At 40.0% G+C, this 16,955-nt stretch carries 15 protein-coding genes; 14 read left to right on the top strand and 1 reads right to left on the bottom strand.

Annotated features, from left to right (window positions below):
• Positions 1-38: 38 nt before the first annotated feature.
• From AOR04_RS03710 to glpG, 6 genes are all read left to right on the top strand, one after another.
• Positions 39-1,097: a glycosyltransferase family 9 protein gene (locus AOR04_RS03710; RefSeq protein ID WP_096792579.1), complete on the top strand. Its 1,059-nt coding sequence runs from the start codon at positions 39-41 to the stop codon at positions 1,095-1,097.
• A complete protein-coding gene (gene gmhB, locus AOR04_RS03715; RefSeq protein WP_096792580.1) occupies positions 1,097-1,660 on the top strand; it encodes a D-glycero-beta-D-manno-heptose 1,7-bisphosphate 7-phosphatase in 564 nt (187 codons plus the stop codon). Before AOR04_RS03710 ends, gmhB begins: the two co-directional genes overlap by 1 nt.
• A gap of 159 nt (positions 1,661-1,819) precedes the next feature.
• Entirely contained in the window at positions 1,820-3,013 is a 1,194-nt protein-coding gene (locus AOR04_RS03720; RefSeq protein ID WP_002961055.1) for a glycine C-acetyltransferase, read from the top strand.
• A gap of 50 nt (positions 3,014-3,063) precedes the next feature.
• Positions 3,064-4,089 (top strand): L-threonine 3-dehydrogenase, encoded by a 1,026-nt coding sequence (gene tdh / locus AOR04_RS03725; protein WP_096792581.1) that lies wholly within the window; start codon positions 3,064-3,066, stop codon positions 4,087-4,089.
• A 334-nt stretch (positions 4,090-4,423) separates the two neighbouring features.
• Positions 4,424-4,741, top strand: coding sequence for a thiosulfate sulfurtransferase GlpE (gene glpE, locus AOR04_RS03730; protein WP_002961051.1), 318 nt, complete (start codon positions 4,424-4,426; stop codon positions 4,739-4,741).
• On the top strand, positions 4,738-5,556 hold the full coding sequence (gene glpG / locus AOR04_RS03735; RefSeq protein WP_096792582.1) for a rhomboid family intramembrane serine protease GlpG: 819 nt from the start codon (positions 4,738-4,740) through the stop codon (positions 5,554-5,556). The genes glpE and glpG overlap by 4 nt, the downstream gene beginning before the upstream one ends.
• A gap of 3 nt (positions 5,557-5,559) precedes the next feature.
• On the opposite strand, the gene AOR04_RS03740 is transcribed toward glpG, so the two are convergent.
• Positions 5,560-5,958 (bottom strand): flagellar basal body-associated protein FliL, encoded by a 399-nt coding sequence (locus AOR04_RS03740; RefSeq protein ID WP_007378947.1) that lies wholly within the window; start codon positions 5,956-5,958, stop codon positions 5,560-5,562.
• A gap of 206 nt (positions 5,959-6,164) precedes the next feature.
• On the opposite strand from AOR04_RS03740, the gene AOR04_RS22105 reads away from it, so the two are divergent.
• From AOR04_RS22105 to AOR04_RS21795, 8 genes are all read left to right on the top strand, one after another.
• Complete coding sequence (locus AOR04_RS22105; RefSeq protein ID WP_420892175.1) at positions 6,165-6,392, top strand: transposase; 228 nt, start codon at positions 6,165-6,167, stop codon at positions 6,390-6,392.
• A gap of 1,206 nt (positions 6,393-7,598) precedes the next feature.
• On the top strand, positions 7,599-11,276 hold the full coding sequence (locus AOR04_RS03755) for a PKD domain-containing protein (RefSeq protein ID WP_096792583.1): 3,678 nt from the start codon (positions 7,599-7,601) through the stop codon (positions 11,274-11,276).
• Positions 11,277-11,313: 37 nt separating this feature from the next.
• Positions 11,314-13,239 carry a Hint domain-containing protein gene (locus AOR04_RS03760; RefSeq protein WP_232525503.1) on the top strand — a complete coding sequence of 642 codons (1,926 nt, stop codon included), beginning with the start codon at positions 11,314-11,316 and terminating at the stop codon, positions 13,237-13,239.
• Positions 13,240-13,295: 56 nt separating this feature from the next.
• Positions 13,296-13,919, top strand: coding sequence for a hypothetical protein (locus tag AOR04_RS21780; RefSeq protein WP_232525504.1), 624 nt, complete (start codon positions 13,296-13,298; stop codon positions 13,917-13,919).
• Positions 13,898-14,542 carry a hypothetical protein gene (locus AOR04_RS21785; RefSeq protein WP_232525505.1) on the top strand — a complete coding sequence of 215 codons (645 nt, stop codon included), beginning with the start codon at positions 13,898-13,900 and terminating at the stop codon, positions 14,540-14,542. Before AOR04_RS21780 ends, AOR04_RS21785 begins: the two co-directional genes overlap by 22 nt.
• A gap of 11 nt (positions 14,543-14,553) precedes the next feature.
• A complete protein-coding gene (locus AOR04_RS03770; RefSeq protein ID WP_096792585.1) occupies positions 14,554-15,393 on the top strand; it encodes a GEVED domain-containing protein in 840 nt (279 codons plus the stop codon).
• 11 nt (positions 15,394-15,404) lie between these two features.
• A complete protein-coding gene (locus tag AOR04_RS21790) occupies positions 15,405-16,181 on the top strand; it encodes a hypothetical protein (RefSeq protein WP_232525506.1) in 777 nt (258 codons plus the stop codon).
• Positions 16,182-16,255: 74 nt separating this feature from the next.
• A complete protein-coding gene (locus AOR04_RS21795) occupies positions 16,256-16,912 on the top strand; it encodes a hypothetical protein (protein ID WP_232525507.1) in 657 nt (218 codons plus the stop codon).
• The last annotated feature ends 43 nt before the right edge of the window (positions 16,913-16,955 follow it).

Here is a 16,955-nt window from a genome sequence, read left to right on the forward strand (position 1 = left end):
TTAAGATCGGCTTTTGTATTTAATACCTAAGGGAATGTGTGACTCAAGCTCCTAATTATTCATCTATTTGTATATTAAGACTCTCAGCCATTGGTGACGTATGTCATGGTGTGAGTGCTGTACAAGCTATTCAAAAAGCACACCCTAATGCAAAAATCACCTGGGTTATTGGCAAAGTAGAAGCCATGCTACTTGCCGACTTACCGGGTGTTGAGCTGGTGGTATTTGATAAAAAGCAAGGCAAAGCAGCGCTGAAAAGCTTAAAGCAACGCTTCAAAAACCAAAAATTTGATGTGTTACTTAACATGCAAGTTGCATTAAGGGCTGGGTTTGTAGCGCGCTGTATTCCTGCAAAAGTAAAAATAGGGTTCGATTGGGCACGTTCAAAAGAATTGCACAGCTTATTTATTAATAAACGAATAGACCCACAAGCCCAGGCGCATGTGCTTGAAGGCTTTAAAGGTTTTGCAAAAGCCATTGGTGTAGCTGATTATAAACCGAGTTGGGACATGCCATATACCGAGCAAGACCAAGCGGTTGCAGATGAGTTATTAACATCAGAATACCTAACTAATAAACTATTAGTAATATCGCCTGCAGCTAGTAAAGCGCAGCGTAATTGGCTCGCTGATCGTTATGCCACATTGGCTGATTATGCAAGCGAGCAAGGCTTTAAGGTGGTATTGACGGGTGGCCCAACAGAGCTTGAAATTAACCTAGCAAATAGCATTATTGAGCACAGTAACACGCCTATTTTAAATTTAGTCGGTAAAACAAAACTCAAAGAGTTGTTGTGCGTGTTAAAGCGTGGCAGCTTAGTGCTCGCGCCCGATACGGGTCCTGCGCATATGGCAGTAACTGTTGGTACGCCGGTTATTGGTTTATATGCACATTCAAATCCAGCACGCACAGGTCCTTATTTATATCAAGACTACGTGGTAGAGGTTTATCATCAGAACTTGTTTAAGCAAACAGGTAAAACGGCTGAGCAAGTACCGTGGGGTACACGCGTAAAAGGCGATGATTTAATGAGCCAAATTACAGTTGATGATGTAAAAGCGATGTTTGACCATGTTGTACAAAAAGAGTCTTTGTAATGAATGCACAACAAAAAAATAAAGCGCTTTTTTTAGACCGAGATGGCGTGGTAAATGTTGATCATGGTTATGTGTATCAAAGCGATAAATTTGAATTTATTGACGGTGTTTTTAGCACCTGTAAAACATTTTACGATGCAGGCTATAAAATCATAATCGTCACTAATCAATCTGGAATTGGTCGAGGTTATTACAGCGAAGCTGATTTTTTAGCACTGACCGAGTGGATGAAAGACCAATTTAGTGCCCACAGCATTGCAGTTACCGATGTGTATTTTTGCCCGCATCACCCTAAAAAAGCGCACTCTGAATATTTGAAAGAGTGCAGTTGCAGAAAGCCTGCGCCAGGTATGTTATTACAAGGCATACAAGAGCATAACATCGACCCTGCTTGCAGTATTATGGTGGGCGATAAACTCAGTGATATGCAGGCTGCGAAAAAAGCGGGCATCACTACACGCGTTTTAGTGCGTTCAGGGCAAAGCTTTGACGCAAGCGCTAAGCAAGAAGCTGATTTAATTATCGATTCTATAAGCAGTTTACCTGCACTTTTAAACACATAAATAAACAGCCTGTAAACTGGCAGGAATTCCTTCCAACTTAGGGTGTTTGCGACGAACTGCAAACCGTGCATTTTACCCATTAAACTTTTACAATACCTCGCATAATAAACAGCCGCGAAAGTGCGGTTGTTTACCCGTTCAAATATATGGAGAACCTAGATGAGAGCATCTGCTTTTTTTAGCCAGCTACAACAGCAAATTGAAGACGTAAAAACCGAAGGTTTGTATAAAAACGAACGTATTATCAAGTCCCAGCAGCAAGCTCAAATCGAAGTTGCATCAGGTAAAGTAATCAACTTTTGTGCTAATAACTACTTAGGTTTAGCTAATAGCCCAGAGTTAATTGAAGCGGCGCAGAATGGTTTAAATAATCATGGTTTTGGTGTGGCTTCAGTACGTTTTATTTGTGGCACTCAAGATATCCATAAAACACTAGAGCAAAAAATCAGTGCGTTTTTAGAAACAGAGGATACTATTTTATATTCTTCATGTTTTGACGCAAATACAGGTTTGTTTGAAACTATTTTAGGCGCAGAAGACGCTATTATTTCTGATTCATTAAATCATGCATCAATTATCGACGGTGTACGTTTATGTAAAGCTAAGCGTTTTCGTTATGCAAATAACGACATGGCTGATCTTGAGAAACAACTTATTGCAGCAGATGAAGCAGGCGCTAAAACTAAACTAATAGCTACTGATGGCGTGTTTTCTATGGACGGCGTTATTTGTAATTTAGAAGCTGTGTGCGACTTAGCTGATAAATATGATGCGCTTGTGATGGTTGATGACTCTCACGCAGTTGGCTTTGTTGGCGAAAACGGTAAGGGTACACCTGAGTACTGTAATGTATTAGACCGTGTAGATATTATCACCGGTACATTAGGTAAAGCGCTGGGCGGTGCATCAGGTGGTTATACATCAGGTAAAAAAGAAATTGTTGAATGGTTACGTCAGCGTTCACGCCCATACTTGTTCTCAAACTCATTAGCGCCTTCAATTGTTACTGCATCAATTAAAGTACTTGAAATGCTTGAAAATGGCGGCGAGCTTCGCGCTAAACTTTGGTCAAATGCTAAATATTTCCGTGAGCAAATGGAAGCTGCTGGTTTTACGTGTGCAGGTAAAGATCATGCAATTATCCCTGTAATGCTAGGAGATGCCAAAGTAGCCTCGTTAATGGCTGATAAATTACTTGCTGAAGGCATTTACGTAACCGGTTTTTCATTCCCTGTAGTACCAAAAGGGCAAGCGCGTATTCGTACACAAATTTCAGCGGCGCATAGTATTGAGCAACTCGATACAGCTATCGATGCATTTACCCGTATTGGTAAAGAAATGGGCGTTATTTAATTTTATTTTAAACCGAAGCCTCGCTTCGGTTTTATAGTTGAGTGTGGATTATGAAAGCATTATCTAAATTAAAAGCAGAACCGGGCATTTGGATGACAGATGCACCAAAGCCAGAAGTAGGTCATAACGACTTACTGATTAAAATTCGCAAAACAGCTATTTGTGGTACCGACGTACATATTTACAAGTGGGACGAATGGGCAAGTAAAACCATTCCAACGCCTATGGTTGTTGGCCATGAATATGTTGGTGAAGTTGTTGATATGGGCCAGGAAGTTCGTGGCTTTAAAGTAGGTGACCGCGTATCGGGTGAAGGGCATATTACGTGTGGTCACTGTCGAAATTGTCGTGCAGGGCGTGTACATTTATGCCGTAATACAACGGGTGTAGGTGTAAACCGTGAAGGTGCGTTTGCCGAATATTTAGTTATTCCTGCATTTAATGCATTTAAAATTCCAGATAATATTTCTGATGAGCTGGCTTCAATTTTTGACCCGTTTGGCAATGCCGTCCATACTGCATTATCGTTTGACTTAGTTGGCGAAGATGTACTTATTACTGGTGCCGGCCCAATTGGTATTATGGCTGCAGCTGTTGCAAAACATGTTGGTGCTCGCCACGTTGTAATTACCGACGTAAACGAATATCGTCTAGACTTAGCTCGCAAAATGGGTGCATCACGTGCTGTAAACGTGGCAAGCGAAAAGCTTGAAGATGTAATGAAAGAGCTAGGTATGACAGAGGGCTTTGATATTGGTCTTGAAATGTCAGGTGTGCCAAGCGCGTTTAATTCAATGCTTAATAACATGAACCACGGCGGTAAAATTGCCATGCTAGGTATTCCACCATCTGATATGGCAGTTGATTGGAACCAAGTTATTTTTAAAGGTTTAGTGATTAAAGGTATTTACGGTCGCGAAATGTTCGAAACGTGGTACAAAATGGCAAGCTTGATTCAATCTGGTCTTGATTTAAACCCAATCATTACACATCAGTATTCTGTGGATGACTTCCAAGCTGGCTTTGATATGATGATTTCAGGTCAGTCAGGTAAAGTAATTTTAAACTGGGACTAGTTTAAACTTATTTTACGAGAAGGGCGGCTCTAGGGCCTGTTGACCTTTCAGGATTAAAATTTGTTCAATCTAGGGGCTATTTAATCGCGGCGCGAGGTTTGTGACCTAGTGGGCTAAGTAAAAACCGAGCAACAAAGAGTAAATTGCCCCTAGGCAGAACCCTTCGGGCAGCGTATGTTTGGCATTTGTGCTACGTTATCGCCTATTTATGGGGAATAACCACACTACATAGGCTCTGCCTTGCCTAAATACCAAACATACTGCTGCAAATTTAACCTCGAAAGATAAACAGGCCCTAGCCGCCTTTTTTATACTATTAATTAAAGAGACTTCAATGGCATTTAAACATATTTCTATAGCGCAAACGTTAGATCTTTTAGATAAAGAAGACGTGGTAATTGCAGATATTCGCGATCCTAATTCGTATCAAGCCGGTCGCATTCCAGGCTCAGAAGCACTTTCTAACGGTAATATCGCACAATTTATGATGGAAAAAGAATTCGATCAGCCAATTATTATTGTCTGCTACCACGGTATGAGCTCTCAAGGCGCAGCTAGCTATTTAGTTGAGCAAGGTTTTGAAGACGTTTACAGTATGGATGGCGGCTTTACAGCTTGGGAAGCTGCTTACAGCGAGAAAGTAGAGCGATGATAGAGCTTGGCAGTTTAAATAACCCGCGCGCCGCACAGGGCTTTATAGATTATTTAAAAAGCCAAGGTTTACAAGGGCAATTAAGCTCCTCAGATGGTAGCAATGTCATTATTAGTGTTGCGCCTGAGCATTTTCATCAAATACAACCTTTATGGGCTGAATTTACACAAAACCCTAATCATGAACGCTATCAACAAGCGTCTTGGGATGTAGGTAGCACTCAATCGCCGCTTAAATATCAAGGGCAATCACTTAATTTAATGGCGCGATTTAAAGCGCTAAGCTGGCTTAATCAAACGGTTAGCATATTGAGTATTGTTATTTATGTTGCTTTTTTATTAGGTGGATTTAATGAAATTTATACCGCTCTGCAATTTAACCCATCACAACCACTTAGTTGGCTAACCCCCGCGCTCGTTCACTTTAGCGCGATGCATATAGTGTTTAATTTAATTTGGTGGATGTCGCTTGGTGATAATATCGAAAAGCAATGCGGAAAACTAAGCTTAATAGGTTTGTTTTTAGTGACTGCACTGATTAGTAATTGGGCACAATATTTAATGGTTGGTCCTAATTTTGGTGGGCTAAGCGGCGTGGTGTATGGATTGCTCGGTTTTTGTTGGATACACAGCTTTTTAAACCCTAACAAGCCAGCGCTAGTCAGTACGGCAATTGTTGGTTTTATGTTGATTTGGTTAGTACTTGGCTTTGCAGATGTTTTGTTTGTAGGTATGGCTAATTGGGCGCATTTAGGTGGGTTAGTTAGCGGTATGGCTTTTGCCTACACCGCCAAAATATTTAACGCAAAACGTTAAACACTAATGATATAAATATTTAGTGAACAAGACTTCACGGATGATCTCTTGTCCTGTTTCTTCTTTTAACAGGCTCTTAAGTTTTTCTACACACTTTGCGCGTATTTCTTCACGACCAGTGAGGGATTTTACTTTTTCTTCTGGCTCTTTAGATAAAATCTCTACTAAAGCGTCACGCAGTAATGGTGTGTGATGTTCGACTACAGCAATATCTGAAGTATCATTAAGCATTAAATCGACAGTGACACGCACATAGCCCATTTTTTTACTTGATGCACCTATATAATTAGTGATTATATCTGGCTCAAAGCCAAAATAACCGACGGTTGATTCCGCACGTGCCGTAAAGCTTATTACGCTTACCAAGAATGTAAAAAGACCTGCGTATACTATTTTTTTCATATTTTAAGCGTTTCCTAAAACCTGTTGTAAATAGTTTATACTTAATAATAGGTAATAAACAGCGCCAAACAATTATTTATATTAGGGTATGTTGATTTTTGCGGTATGAAAAATAAATAGCATGAAGGAAAGGCATAATTGAACTCGCTAAAAAACGATACACCGAATCCTCATACCAAGATTAATGTTTATAGGCGTCATGGAATATCTTATCAAAAGTAATGTGCTTAAGCGGTCGAATTTATAATCAGCTTGATCATAGAAAAACGCTTGAAAGCAAATTATATAATATGTGCACAGGTATTCAATGGCGAGATCTGACTTCTTATTTTAGTGCATGGAGTGCCATATGGAGTCGGTTTAGCTTATGGTCTAAAAAAGATATTTTGAACGAATTGTTTCGCATGTTATCTCGCGATACTGGTATGGATTAGGTCTTTATTTATGGCAGTATTGTTATGGCTCAGCAGTATAATTGCGGTGTAAGAATCGCAGAGAATGAATCAATCGGAAAAGTCGAGGTGGAAAGTCTACAAAAATTCACCTTGCAGTAGATAGCAGAGAGTTACCTGTTTACTATGAATTATCCTGTGTAAATACGCAGATACCTTCCATGCAGAGTCACTCGAAGCTAACTTCCCAGTAAACAGTGCAATACCAATCTGCTTATATATGGGGTCTATTTAACGTTAAGAAAATTACGCTAGAACTAGGCAAAAATTTTTGTATCTAGTTGTTCTAAATAAAAAATTTTTAACGACGTTATAGTGCAATTTAATTCGTTAAATTGATCAAAGATTTATGCAGGTTGGTATAAAGGCTACGATAGTGAAAAACTGAGAGCGTTCGTTTGTAATAACAGCGCTACACCTTTTATTCCACGTAAGTGTAACAGCTTGGTCGGTAATGAAAAGATTGACTGGTGTACGTAAAAATATAGGCACTTGGTTGGCAATGCATTTGATCGAATTAAGCAATATAGAGAAATAGCTACGAAGGTATGCCTTTGCTGTGCTTACTTATATGGGTTGTTATGTATTACAAAGATAACCCGTATGTTGGTTTTTAGGTAAAGCTGCATGTGGTTATTCCCCATAAATAGGCGATAAAATAGTATAAATGCCAAATATATGCCGCCTGAAGGGTTTCGTCTGGGTTAAGTAAACCTTAATCCTGAAAGATTAAATGGCTCTAGTCTTTTTACCAGAGTAATTATTTTACAATCATCCAATCTAGAACGACGTTTATTACTCATTTTACTTCCTCAATATTGCGTCAATGATCCCAATACAAAAATGGCTAGCTAACGCTTCCGTTTTCAAATTCACTGTAAATTACAAAATGATGACAGTGCTTCGCATCGTACAGACCTTTTCACATCTTTATTAGTTCTCAAAAAATTTAGATTTATTCAACAATAATAATAGGTTAAATAAACAGAACAAAAAAAATGAAATTAATCTCTAATTTTATTTGTGAACTTTACGTTAAGTTTTTATTTATTTTATGTTATTTACTTGTTTTAAATTAGTTACTGGGCTAGGGTTTTATTCTTAACAGCACTTATTCGCTCGACTGTTTTAATTATTGAGTCATTGCGTTCAAGTGGAAAGGTATCTTCAAATACTTATGGAGTTAATATGAAAGGATTAAAGTCTCTTTGCGTTTTAGCATTAGCGATAAGTACGCATTGCCATGCAACAGAACGTGTATCTTTATTCAACGACACGCAAAAAATTGCGCCTTCTTTACAAAAAAAACAATCCATATTTAGTAATGCTTCAGATCAAAACTATCTACTCGCGCTAAAAGTATTTGCAGCGCAATACTCAGGTCACACGCTTACATTTCACCAAAGCCAAATTAGTCAAACCAAGCAAAGCCATACAATTACCCAAAAGTACCAAAATATTCCTATTTGGAATCAAGACCTTGTTGTACTGACTGACGAGAGTGGTGTAGTTGAACAAGTTTATGGCGATCTCATTGTTAATGTTGCTAAAGATATATCAACTCTAACTCCCGCGTCAGAAGAACAGCTAAGCGTAGCTCTAGATTCAATAATTTCTCAGTTTAATAATGAACGCCCCAGAGTGTATAGACGTAAATCAGCAGAGGAAGTCATTTATATAGATACTCAAGGAAAAGCACGGCACGCTGCTAAAATTGCCTTTTTCACCGATTTCGAGTCAGGGCCCTTTAAACCACAGAGAATTATCTCTTTTATAGACTTAACGACAAACGAACTCATCAGCCAATCCGATGTATTACAGCGGATCGTTTATGAGGGAGGAAGCGGCCCATCAGGCAATGACAAGGTTTCACGTCCAGATTATAAGCAAGTAGATTATGTTTCTTATCCACCAAAGACTTTTGTTGTTGCAATGGAAACTGACAATCAGCAAACCACCTGTTTATTCGATGCAAAAAACGTTGAGACTAGAAATTATAATCACGGCACAGCGCAAGTTAATAATCCTTATAGCTACAACTGCTCAGATTCAACTCGTAACAATTATAAAGAATATCACGGTGCCCGCTCTGCCTTGAATGATGCCCATCATCATGGACAAACAGCGAATTTAATGTTTGAAGCTTACCTTGGGCATAAGCCTTACTTTAATAAAAAGATAACTCAAAATGTCCATTATGGTCTTAACATGGATCAGGCATTTTACGAAAACGGCGAGGTATATTTTGGTGATGGTGACTACCTCTTCTATCCTATGGTTTCCTTAGATGTAGTTGCGCATGAAATCGCTCATGGTTTTACTGAGGAATTTGGCTCAAATACGCCAAAGTCAATGCTGACAGGACAGGCTCGTGCTATTAATGAAGCTTTTTCTGATATGGCGGGTGAAGCAGCTAAATACTTTTACTTGGGAACCAATGATTGGAAAAGCAATCACGAAACATTTCGCCTCGATGATGCACTGCGTTATTTCAAAACACCTACACTCGATGGAAATTCAATTGATCATGTTGATGACTATGATGACTCAGTAACTTCTCATCATGGCGCAGGGGTATTTAACAAAGCTTTTTACTACCTCACTACAACTGATTTAGATAATGAATCCTCACCTTGGAATACAAAATATTCCTTTATCCTGTTTGCTAACGCAAATAAAAACTGCTGGACCAGCAATAGTAATTATCTTACTGGCGCAGATTGTGTAATGCGACAAACCCACACGGTACGTGATCAGTTGACTCAAGATGGGATTAAAAAGCAAGATGGTAGCCAATGGCTAATCATTGAATTACAAAACCATGTACGTAAGGCGTTTGCGCAAGTAGGTATTGGCCTGAAAGTTGACCATGGGCTCGAAAGCGAACTTGGTTATGACCGCCAATTTTTGGCCTTTGATTTTAAAAATTTGACCCGTAAAGATGGTCAGCAAGTTACGGCTGCCAACAGCGAGGGCTGGCAATGGCAGTGGAATTTTGGTGATGGCAGTTTGCAAAGTAGCGTCTTTGAGCCTAAACATAACTTTGCTATTGCAGGCGAATACAACATTGAACTTACGGCTATCGACCCTTCTGGTCAATCAGATACTTTCATGTTGCCTATTGACGTTTTTGACGACTATTGTCTAGCGCAAGGCATTAATCATAGTAAGTATTACTTATCGTCAGTTTCGTTAAATAACTACAAAAATGACTCTACTTCAAGCAATTACAGTGACTACTCATATAATATCGTCGACGTGGAGGACGGTAAAGCACTCAATGTAACGCTAACCGCAGCACCACATCCAGATACTCAAGACAAAACAAAGAACTTTTATGTCTGGTTAGACAAAGACAATGATGGTTTATTCCACAAGACTGAAGAGCTCGTGCTCTATGGAAGCACTAAGACGCAATTGACTGGCGAGATATCATTGAGTGGCGAGTTAAACCAAACTTACCGCATTCGTACTATGGTGTCATTTGGTTTAGTAAAATCAGCGTGTGGGGATATGTCTTGGGGTGAAGTTGAAGATTACACCGTTAAACTAATCGAAAACAATGACCCTGCTGATTTGAGAGTTACCGCTAATCAAGGCGTTAATCAAATGAGTTTTGATAACAGCACGGTAGATGCGCGTGTTAAGCGTTGGCAGTGGAAATTTGGCGACGGCACCACTAGTAGCGAAAAATCTCCTGTTTATAGATATGCGCAGTCTGGAAACTATGAGGTAGAACTAAAAGCGTATGATAGATTCAGCAAAGAGATAGGAAGTTGGAACAAACAAGTTCAGTTTGATACGACAATCACAGCAAAATTTACACCACAAAGATCTGGTAACACTATTTCTGTAAATACAGATCAAAGTCTTATGCCCCAAAACAGTACGATACAGTGGCAATTTGGTGATGGCGATAACTCTTCGGTTAGAGATACTCAGCACACCTACCAAGCCGATGGTGAGTACACTATTACACTCACAATTGAACATGTCGATGGTACGCAATCGGCCAGTGAAACGGTAAAAATTGGCGAGAGCAATTTTACTCCTGAAGTGAGCTATACGGTAAACGAACAAGCAGATGGTACGTTTAAGGTAAGCTTTAATAACACTACCAAAAAACCTGAAAATGCAGCTTGGGATCCCGATGTTACTCTAGTTTGGGATTTTGGAGACGGCACAACACTTACACAAAACAGTAATTTTGGCCAAGACACAGAGCATACATATCAAGTCGCTGGAACCTATACCGCTAGCTTAACTATTAGTTACGACAAACCTTTGTGGGATGATTGGGGAAGCCGAGCTACTGGCACCAAAAATATACTGCTAGAGCTTAAATCAGCACAATCTGTTGAATATTGCACGGCGGTGGATCTCACAGACTATGAACACATTAGTAAAGTGACTTTCAATCAAGATGGTCCGTTTAGCAATGCGCAGCAATCTGGCGTCGTTAACCCGAATAATCCAATCAAACTATATGCCACACAGAGTAATACCTATCGTATTGAAGCCGGTTATGCAGGCAGTGAAACATTCGCTGAGAATTACCATGTCTGGATTGATTTAAATAGTGATGGCCAATTTGGTAATGGTGACTGGAGAAACGACAAATCAGAGCTTTTAATAATGGACTTCGACCAGACTAACCAAGACTACGGTAAAGGTTATGTTGAAGGGGAATTTAGCATTTTAAGCAATAAGTTGTCACAGCCTATCACGACGACTCGTATGAGAATTTTGCAGTATTACGGATTTAGCAGAGTAAATAGTATTAATCCTTGCTCTGACTATAGCAGTGCCGCAACCTCGGGGAGCGGAGAAATTGAAGACTACCTTGTCGAAATCTATAAAAATTAAGGAAAATAACATGAAAAAACTAAATAAAAAGGTGCTCATGCCGCTTGCAATCGCTTTAGCAATCAGTAACGCGGTAGCTGCTAGCAACTATATTAATGAACAACAAGTTACCACCGCGTCAAAACAGAAGTCTGGGCCTGCAGCAACGAAGGGCACAGCGGTAACACAGCCGGATCAATTTGGGATCCGCAAGCTAGATATGTCAAATCCACAGCACTATCAATTGGCAAAGTCACGATTGATAAAAGCAAATCGTATTGAGAGTGATTATCCGCAACTACATAAAACGCTAGATGTAGCTAAAGGACAGCATTTATCAGCAAAAATGAACATGACAACGTCTGAAGTGCCACCGGTTAGTGAAGCTGAAGTCGATATCATCAAAGAAGCGCATTTCTTCTTGGATATGAACTTAGCCATTTCATCAGATACAAACGAGCCATATATTATTGTACGTGCAAAAAGCTCACGTTTTGGCGGTACAAAAGCGACTTACATCGACTTATTATTAGAAGATGCAAACGGCAATCAGCTTGCTCCTTTGGGCTCTACATTTAATGTGTTGTATGGCAAAGACACGCTTGCAACTTCGACTATTTCACTGAAATCATTGAAGGCAAACTTCCCAAATTTAGATACCATTTATGCCAGTTCATATGTGGAACTTGAGCAAGAAGATGGCACCATCAGTACAACGATGAAGTATACTGAATACCCCTTCTCATGGGAGCATTTTGAAGCACTTTATGGCTCAGCTTCACCAGCTGCAAAGGGCGACGCTCCAGTATCTGCACTTAACGTTGGGATCAGTTCATCATTGGACACACGTCCAAAATACAATGCAACTGCACCTATCGATAAAAACAATGATGCTGTTATTAAAATCTGTCTAAACCGTAGTCATGCAGACTGTGACTACGCAGCAGATCAAATTGGAGATCCTAACGAAATTACGGATGTAAACATCCCATTCAACGGTGAATTACGCATTCCTCACGAGATCACTGATATTTATCCAACTATAGGTGATTTACCAAACGGTATAGATGAGCCAACAAATATCTATTTACAAGAAGGTATCTATGGTGGCGCGACAAAGCAAAGCTACAAAGGACTCGAAAATGCAGTTAAACAATTTTCTGACTATTTAGAATTTGAAGTTGATAGTGCAAACCAAGAGTCGATCATCCGCTGGAACATCCCGCGTTCAGAAGGTCGTTTTGGCAATGCCAAACTTTTCTCGAATATCGCCCAAGCAAACTGGTATATGACATTTGCTGTTAAAGGTTATCCGTACTTTAAAAAGGGACGTGGTGGCGCGAATGCATTCCAAGTATCGTTAACGTCAGAGACATCAGCGCGTTTTGGTAACTTTTATAGTGAAGTGTTGCCTATGATGAAGCTTGGTTACAGTTGTTTAGCAACCGGCACAATGATCACTATGGCCGATGGCAAGCAACGCGCTATTGAAGATATTGCGAAAGGCGATTTGGTGTTAGGTGCACTAGCTTCGAATACTCAAGTTAAAGAACCTATGCAAGTTATTGATGTGTCAGTAGGAATTGAAGCGATTAAGATGTATCGCATAAAAGGCGCTGATGGCTCTGATATCTTAACAACTGAAACCCACCCAATTTCTACCTCTAATAAAGGTCTTATTTGGGCGAAAGAACTGCAAATAGGTGATCGTATTCTTACGGAAACAGGTTCTGTGCTTGTTACTAATGTAACAAAAGAGAAGTACAAAGACAAAATCTACAATTTGAAACTGGCGCCTACAGAAAATTCGAAATTCGCTGAGTCTCGTAATTTTGCAATGTTTGCAAACGGCATGGCGGTAGGGGATTTGGCTACTCAAGACGAATTGAACTACAAAGATCAGAATATTCGCATGTCAGAAGAAGAGATTCTTCAACGCCTTCCTGAAAAGTGGAAAACTGACTATATCAACAGTTTGGATTAATCAGGCCACTAGGCCTTTCTATTCGAAAGGCCATACTTCTCTGTAAGGAATTAAATATGAAATTTACATATTCTCCATTGGCACGTGCCATGGGGGTAGCGGTTTTTTTTGCCTGTAGTTTTTCAACCGCAGCTGAGCAAATAGGCAATTTTAACTTTGCTACTCAAGCAAGTAACTCTGACTTAGATTCAGTCACGCTAGGTACCGCTTACCACAGTGAAAAAGAAGGTTTTTATGCACTGCAAAGTGTACTTGGTCAAGTAGATGAAACCTATGGTAATACTGAAATGGATTTTGTTGTCGGTGTTGACATGAGTTATAGCCAACTATCGAGTATGCTTGATGGTAACTTAGGAGCGGCCCTTGATGTCCCCGTAATAAAAGTGGGGGTTGGCGCAAGCTACGCAAAACAAAATACTGCAGATAACTACACCGGTACTTACACACTATTTCTCTCCTTAAAGCCAAAAAAACGGCTGTTAGTTGCAGATCCTCAAACAGGGTTTAAACCTACACAAGCCGCGCTTGATTTGGCCAATGCTAATCCAGGAGACAAATTCAATAATATTGGTAATGAGTTCGTGTCAGCGATTGAATATGGATCTCAAGTGATGATCAACCTCAAGTTCCAATATAAAAATGACGAAGACAAAGTAAAATGGGGGGACAGCTTGGTGTAGATTGGGCTGGTAAAGTCAATGTCAGTGGTAAATTGCAAAAAGTAGACGAAGACGTGAAACGTAATATCAAAATTACGGTTTCAGCATTACAGTTTGGTGGCGACCCGATAGAGCTTTTGAAGGTGATCCCAAATCAACTCGTCAACTGTACGATGGAAAACCCGACACCATGCTTTGATGTTTTTAAAAACAGCATCGATTACATCAAAACCAACTACGTTGCTCAGTTTGATACCTTGGATAAATATAACGTCGGTAGAGTATTGACACAAAGTTACACCGATTCAGGGCCAAGTCTATCTCCTTTAGTACCTGATGATGTGTACCCAGCTAAAAGCATCTTGACTAAATTGGCGCTCAAAAACATGAGTGATGATTGGGTGCAGGCAATTCTCGATAATCGTCGTGCGGATAACGTACTCAATTACTACGCCAGTGAGTTGAATAACTCACATCGAACTGCATTAGAAACCATTCGCGATAATTCACTCTTTAACTCTTTTATTTTGGCGGACGCCGTTGATTTTTGTAAGCGTAATCCAATAGGCAATTATTGCCGTGATAGAGAGCTACAGACTCGTGGCCGCGTTCATCAATATGACCGTAAATGGCTAGAATTATAAGGAATAAGACTATGTTAAAAGTCATGCTAACCAGCACATTAATTACCTCGTTTGCTGCCATAATAGTGCCATCAGTACAAGCGAATACGACTTTATTTGAATCTCGAGATGTACTCACACCACAGCAAGCGTTAGGTCGCTTTCAATGGTTGGAAAAGTGCTATTCAGGATTATTGGTTGAGGTCTCTGATAATATTTTCGACCCCACAACCCCCATTCCAAACGATGAGAAAATAGCGGATCTTAAAAAAGTGATGCTATACGAAAATAATACCCTTAGGGGAGATGCTAAATACCTCACCTTTGGTGACGAAGATAATGCGAATCCTAAGAACTGGTTTGCGGGTAAATTACCAACTACCTCTTGTTTTCAGATCCCGTCTGACTATCGGATCAGTGCTGTTATGGTCACCCCTACAATGCCAAACTACTGTACGACAAAGTCTCGTGAGCGAACCTACGAATTCATCCAATCGGTGAAATTTTCCAATATTGATAACACCAGCAGCAGCACCTTTTACAGTAACTATGTTGGCGATACCGCGAAAATATATGCAGATAAAAGCTACCAGTTAACATTAACCCCGGGATTTAGTAGTGCAGAAGCATACCCTGAAACTTGGCATGTGTTTATTGATTGGAACCAAGACGGTGATTTCAATGATACAAAAGAAACCTTGTTTGCTGGTGTTTCTGAGCAAGCAACTCAGGTCGAAATTACCCCACCAACAGGTGCAAAAAAGGGCATGACGAAAATGCGCGTTACCATGGATTACTTGGGTGGCAGCAATGATGCATGTAAAGAAGTAGACTCCGGAGAGGTAGAAGATTACCTCCTTTACGTGAAGTAATAGGTGGCAACATGAACTTATACAAACAGACTATCGCGGCACTTATTGCCTGCACTACACCTTTCGCATTCGCAGATTCAAATTTTGTGAATGAAGCACAGCTAATGCAAAAAGCACTCAATGTGAATACCTTCCAAAGTGAAATACCTGGATTGGTGAACGATCACATTGTGTTGGGTACAGCCTATAACAGCGATCAAAAACGCTTTTTGAATGTTCAAACTGTCGCAGGTGAAACCATTGAAACCCTTGGTAATACTCGTGTGCAATTTGAATTAATAAATAATGGCAGCTACGACGCAGTTCTTCGTCAGCTAAATGGTAATGTTGATGTAGATGTTGGCTTTCCTGTTATTCGTATTAAAGCGGGTGGTCATTTAGCCAAGGAAATGTCCTCTACTGAGTTTTCGAATACTTATACCTTCCAAGCATCGTTGACACCCAAAAAACGTGTTCTTATGCCAACAGATGCCAATATTGGTTATACATTGACACCTTCAGGTAATACGCTAGCAAATGAGTATCAAAGTAAACTAATGAGCATGGCTGGTGATGCCTTTATTAGTGAGATTGAATACGGTGCTCAGTTACTTATTAACATGAAAATTGAGTACTTAAGTGAGCAGCACAAAAGTGAAATTGGCGGTTATTTAGGCGTTAGCTATGGCGCAGGAAATATTGGTATTAGCGTCGATGGTAAGCTTAATTATATTGACGAAGATCTTAAGAAAAGTGTGCGTATCACCGTCAGAGCATTGCAAAAAGGGGGGATCCTAAGCAGCTGCTAAGTATAATTCCTAACAATATTATCACTTGTTCACTTGATAACTATGAGCCTTGCTTTACCTTATTTGAGCAAGCGGTGAACTATGCGAAGAACGACTTTGGCAATCAGTTTAATGCACTCTCTGATTATAATGTTGTGCGTTACAAAGCGACTCCTTACGAGATCAGTTCACAGGATTTACGTCGCTTAGACTCCGGTAATAAAGATATTCGCTTTGAAACTACCTACCGTACTTTATGGCTTGAAGATCAATTCAAAAAGTCGGTTAATCATGAGCACCGTGCTCGTGGTGTGCTTGCACAATACGCTAGCTGGATGACTGATGTACAACGTCAAAAAGCAGAAAGCGTGCAGGAAGCCGCTTACAATAACGCTTGGATTTATGAGCAATATGCCCGGGTTTGTCGCGATAACCCTTATGGGGCAGCATGTTCAGATGCATGGAATGATTACCTCAACACCTGTGGTGGTAGCGGTGTCGGCTGCATACAAAGCTACACGCTTGCTGATCTGAATATACCAGCGGATAACATGAGCCAATATTTCAAATGCGAAAATGCTCGAGAGGCAACCGCGAACTTTGGTATTGAAGAAAACCATGTATCGCTTGGGTTTAGACAATTAGGTTGGGCACCATCATTTGTTGATGCTAATGACCCCGCTGCGGGTGTGATGGCATGGCTACCATGTAAATCAGCCCTTCCAACCTATGGAGCTGCTTTTGAAAATTAGCGAGTAATAAAAAATGCTAAGATTCAATTAGTAAAATTGGGAC

The organism is Pseudoalteromonas sp. 1_2015MBL_MicDiv (assembly GCF_002407505.1).
GTDB classification, from domain to species: domain Bacteria; phylum Pseudomonadota; class Gammaproteobacteria; order Enterobacterales; family Alteromonadaceae; genus Pseudoalteromonas; species Pseudoalteromonas fuliginea.